The 3,956-nt window shown below is 73.5% G+C and carries 3 protein-coding genes; 1 reads left to right on the top strand and 2 read right to left on the bottom strand.

Annotated features, from left to right (window positions below; all coding sequences use genetic code 11):
• Nucleotides 1–125: 125 nt before the first annotated feature.
• Together GL263_RS22995 and GL263_RS22990 are read right to left on the bottom strand one after the other, a co-directional pair.
• Nucleotides 126–1,457 (bottom strand): D-arabinono-1,4-lactone oxidase, encoded by a 1,332-nt coding sequence (locus tag GL263_RS22995; protein WP_182857661.1) that lies wholly within the window; start codon nt 1,455–1,457, stop codon nt 126–128.
• Complete coding sequence (locus tag GL263_RS22990; protein WP_182857660.1) at nt 1,405–2,670, bottom strand: MFS transporter; 1,266 nt, start codon at nt 2,668–2,670, stop codon at nt 1,405–1,407. The genes GL263_RS22995 and GL263_RS22990 overlap by 53 nt, the downstream gene beginning before the upstream one ends.
• 114 nt (nt 2,671–2,784) lie before the next feature.
• Here GL263_RS22990 and GL263_RS22985 point away from each other — a divergent pair, with 114 nt between their 5' ends.
• Nucleotides 2,785–3,918 carry a ferrochelatase gene (locus GL263_RS22985; RefSeq protein ID WP_182857659.1) on the top strand — a complete coding sequence of 378 codons (1,134 nt, stop codon included), beginning with the start codon at nt 2,785–2,787 and terminating at the stop codon, nt 3,916–3,918.
• Nucleotides 3,919–3,956 lie beyond the last annotated feature (38 nt).

Genomic DNA, 3,956 nt, shown 5'->3' with positions numbered 1-3,956 from the left:
GACCCCGCCACCCCGCAGCCGACACCCGGCGCGGACGACCCCGCCGCACCGGGCGGCGCCCCCGACGCCCCCGACGGCACCGGTGCACCGCGCCCGCGGGGCGGCACCCCGACGGGCTGACACGGTCAGTCGCCGAGCACCCGTCGCAGGTAGTCGTTGCCGAACCGGCGCTCGGGGTCCAACCGGTCCCGCAGCGCGGTGAACTCGGTGAACCGCGGATAGACCCCGGACAGGTACCCGGCGTCCCGGGTGTGCAGCTTCCCCCAGTGCGGGCGCCCGCCGTGCGCGGTCAGGATCCGCTCGGCCGCGGTGAAGTACGCCTCGTGCGGGGTGCCCCGGTACACGTGAACCGCCAGGTAGACGCTGTCACGTTCGCCGGCCGTGGACAGCGGGATGTCGTCCGCCGGGGCGGTGCGCACCTCCACCGGGAAACCGATCCGCAGCCCGGAGCGTTCCGTCGTCGTCTTCAGTTCGCCGAGCGCCGCCATGGCCGCCTCCCTCGGCACCGCGTACTCCATCTCCAGGAAGCGCACCCGCCGCGGGCTGGTGAAGACCTTGTAGGGGATGTCGGAGTAGGACCGTGCGGACAGCGCCCGGCTGGAGATCCGGGCCGCGGTCGGCACCGTCGCCGGCACCGCCCGGCCCAGCGAGCAGACGGCCTGGAAGACGCCGTTGGACAGCAGCTCGTCGTCCACCCAGCCCCGCATCCGCGGCAGCGGGGCGACGGGGCCGTGGGTGCGGTTGTTGCGCTTGGTGTTGCAGTTCTCGGTGTGCGGGAACCAGTAGAACTCGAAGTGCTCGTTCTCGGCGACGAGTTGGTCGAACTCCGCGACCACGCGCGGGAAGCGCATCGGCTCCTCCCTGGCGTGCAGCAGGAAGAGGGGTTCGACCGCGAACGTCAGCTCGGTGATCACCCCGAGTGCCCCGATGCCCACCCGGGCGGCGCCGAACACCTCCGGGTTCTCCGTGCGGGAGCAGCGCAGCACCGAGCCGTCCGCGAGGACCAGCTCCATGGCGGTGATCTGGGCCGCGAGGGACGCCGAGTCGCGGCCGGTGCCGTGCGTGCCGGTACTGGTCGCGCCGGAGACCGTCTGCTCCATGATGTCGCCCATGTTGGTGAGCGACAGCCCCTCGCGGGCCAACGTCCGGTTGAGCACGTGCAGCGGGGTACCGGCGGCGACGGTCACCGTGCCGGCGGCCCGGTCGATCCGGCGCACCCCCGTCAGCCGGTCCGGGCGGATCAGCACGCCGCCCGTCGTGGCGACCGAGGTGAAGGAGTGCCCGGTGCCCACCGCCTTCACCGGAAGGCCGTCCTCCGCGGCCCGTCGGACCACCTCCGCCAGCGCCTCGGTGGTGGCCGGGGCCACCGTCCGCAGCGGCCGGGCCTTCGTGTTGCCGGCCCAGTTACGCCAGGTGCCGCTCGTCCCGCTCCTTCTCGGAGCGATGATCCCGCTCATTCCGCGTCCCCTCCTGATCCCGCCCTGCCGCCGGCCGCCGGGCCAGCCGGCGGTGGCCGAGGAACGCCAGGGCCGCCGCGACCGCGCCCGCCGCGGCCGGGACGGCGAACGCCCGCTCGGCGCCGACCCGGTCCACGACCCAGCCGGCCACCGAGGCGCCGAGCGACACCCCGACCGCGATGCCCGTACTGGACCACGTCATGCCCTCGGTCAGCCGGGAACGCGGCACGAGCTGGTCCACGAGGCCGACCATCGCGATCATCGTGGGTGCGACGGCCATGCCGGCGAGGAACAGCGCGACGGCCAGGAACGGCAGACTCCCGGCCAGTTGGAGGGGGATCATACTCACGGCGACCGCGCACACGCCCCGGAACCAACGACGTTCCACCGGCCCGACCGGGTGCACCATCCCGAACACCGCTCCGGCCAGGCAGGAGCCGAGCGCGTAGCCGGCGAGCAGCAGGCTCGCCGCGGACTTGGCGCCCCGCTCGTCGGCGAACGCCACCGTGATCACGTCGACCGAGCTGAAGATGACGCCGATCATCACCATCGTCAGCACCGGCAGCGGCAGCCCGGGGGTGCGCAGCGCCGAACCCCGGCCATGCGTGCCGCGCGGGGCCGGAACGGGCTCGGTGGCGCGCTGCGCCGTCAGCCAGAACACACCGGCAGCCAGGAACGTCGCCGCGGCCAGCGGGCCGGCCTGCGGGAACCACACGGTCGACAGGCCGATGGCGAGGATCGGCCCGAAGATGAAGCAGACCTCGTCGACGATGGTCTCCCACGAGTAGGCGGCGTGCAGCCGCGCGGGGGAGTCCCTCAGCAGCGCCGACCAGCGGGCCCGCACCATCGACCCGACGCTGGGCACACAGCCGGCGCAGACCGCGAAGACAAAGAGCGTCCATGTCGGCCAGCCGAGCACGGTGCTCAGCGTCAGGGCCCCGACCGCGCCGACCGTGACCGCCGCCGCCGGACGCAGCACCCGCCGCTGGCCGTACCGGTCCACCAGCCGGGAGACCTGGGGGCCGAACACCGCCACGGACAGCGCCACCGTGGCGGCGAGCGCGCCCGCGAGCCCGTAGGCGCCGGTGAGTTGGGAGACCATCGTGACGATGCCGAGCCCCATCATGGCGACCGGCAGCCGGCTGATGAGCCCGGCCGTGGTGAAGCTCTTCGCGCCCGGCACCGAGAAGATCGCGCGGTAGGGGCTGGGCACACGGGCTCCTCGGGAGACGCGGGGGGACGCCGGATGTAAGGCACGTCAAAACGGATACAGATTACGGCGCCGGGGCGCTGATCGCCTCCGGGTTCCGGGTGGCAGGATCGGTACATGCCCGATGAGCGAGCCCACCCCTACGACGCCCTGCTGCTGCTCTCCTTCGGCGGCCCCGAAGGCCCCGACGACGTGGTGCCGTTCCTGGAGAACGTCACCCGCGGGAGGGGGATTCCCCGCGAACGCCTGGAGGAGGTCGGCCAGCACTACTTCCTCTTCGACGGGATCTCCCCGATCAACGCCCAGAACCGGGAACTGCTCGCCGCCCTGCGTGCCGACTTCCGGGACCACGGCCTCGACCTGCCCGTGTACTGGGGCAACCGCAACTGGGCGCCGTACCTGACCGACACGCTCCGCGAGATGGCCGCCGACGGCCGGCGGCGGGTGCTCGTTCTGGCGACCAGCGCCTACGCCTCCTACTCCGGCTGCCGGCAGTACCGCGAGAACCTCGCCGACGCCCTGCGGGCCCTCACCGACGAGGGCGTCGCCGCCGACGACCTGCCCCGCGTCGACAAGCTGCGGCACTACTTCAACCACCCCGGCTTCGTCGAGCCGATGACCGAGGGGGTGCTCGCCGCGCTGGAGAAGCTGCCGGAGGAGGTACGGCGGGACGCCCAGCTGGCCTTCACCACCCACTCGATCCCGACCGCCGCCGCGGACACCAGCGGCCCCGTCGAGGCGCACGGCGACGGCGGCGCGTACGTGGCGCAGCACCTCGACGTGGCCCGGCTCATCGCCGACCGGGTCGCCGGGCGGACCGGCGTCGAGAGGCCCTGGCAGCTCGTCTACCAGTCCCGCAGCGGCGCGCAGCACATCCCCTGGCTGGAGCCGGACATCTGCGACCACCTGGAGGAGCGGCACGCCGCCGGCGCCCCGGCCGTGGTGATGGTGCCCATCGGCTTCGTCTCGGACCACATGGAGGTGCTGTACGACCTGGACACCGAGGCGCTGGCCAAGGCCGCCGAACTCGGCCTCCCGGTCGTACGCTCCGCCACGGTCGGAGCCGACCCCCGCTTTGTGGCCGGCATCCGGGAGCTTGTCCTGGAACGGGCGGCGACCGAGCGCGGGGCGGCGCCGGAGCGTTGCGCGCTGGGCGCCCTGGGGCCCTCGCACGACCTGTGCCCGGTCGGCTGCTGCCCGGCCCGCGCCCCGAAGCCGGCCGCCGCCGGAGCCGACAGCCCCTTCGCCTGACCGCCAGCCCCTTCGCCTCACCCACCCTGTCTCTTATA

Source organism: Streptomyces durbertensis (genome assembly GCF_014156695.1).
GTDB lineage: Bacteria > Actinomycetota > Actinomycetes > Streptomycetales > Streptomycetaceae > Streptomyces > Streptomyces durbertensis.
Note: the sequence above shows the minus strand (reverse complement) of the source record. Positions and strands in the feature narration are given on the sequence as shown.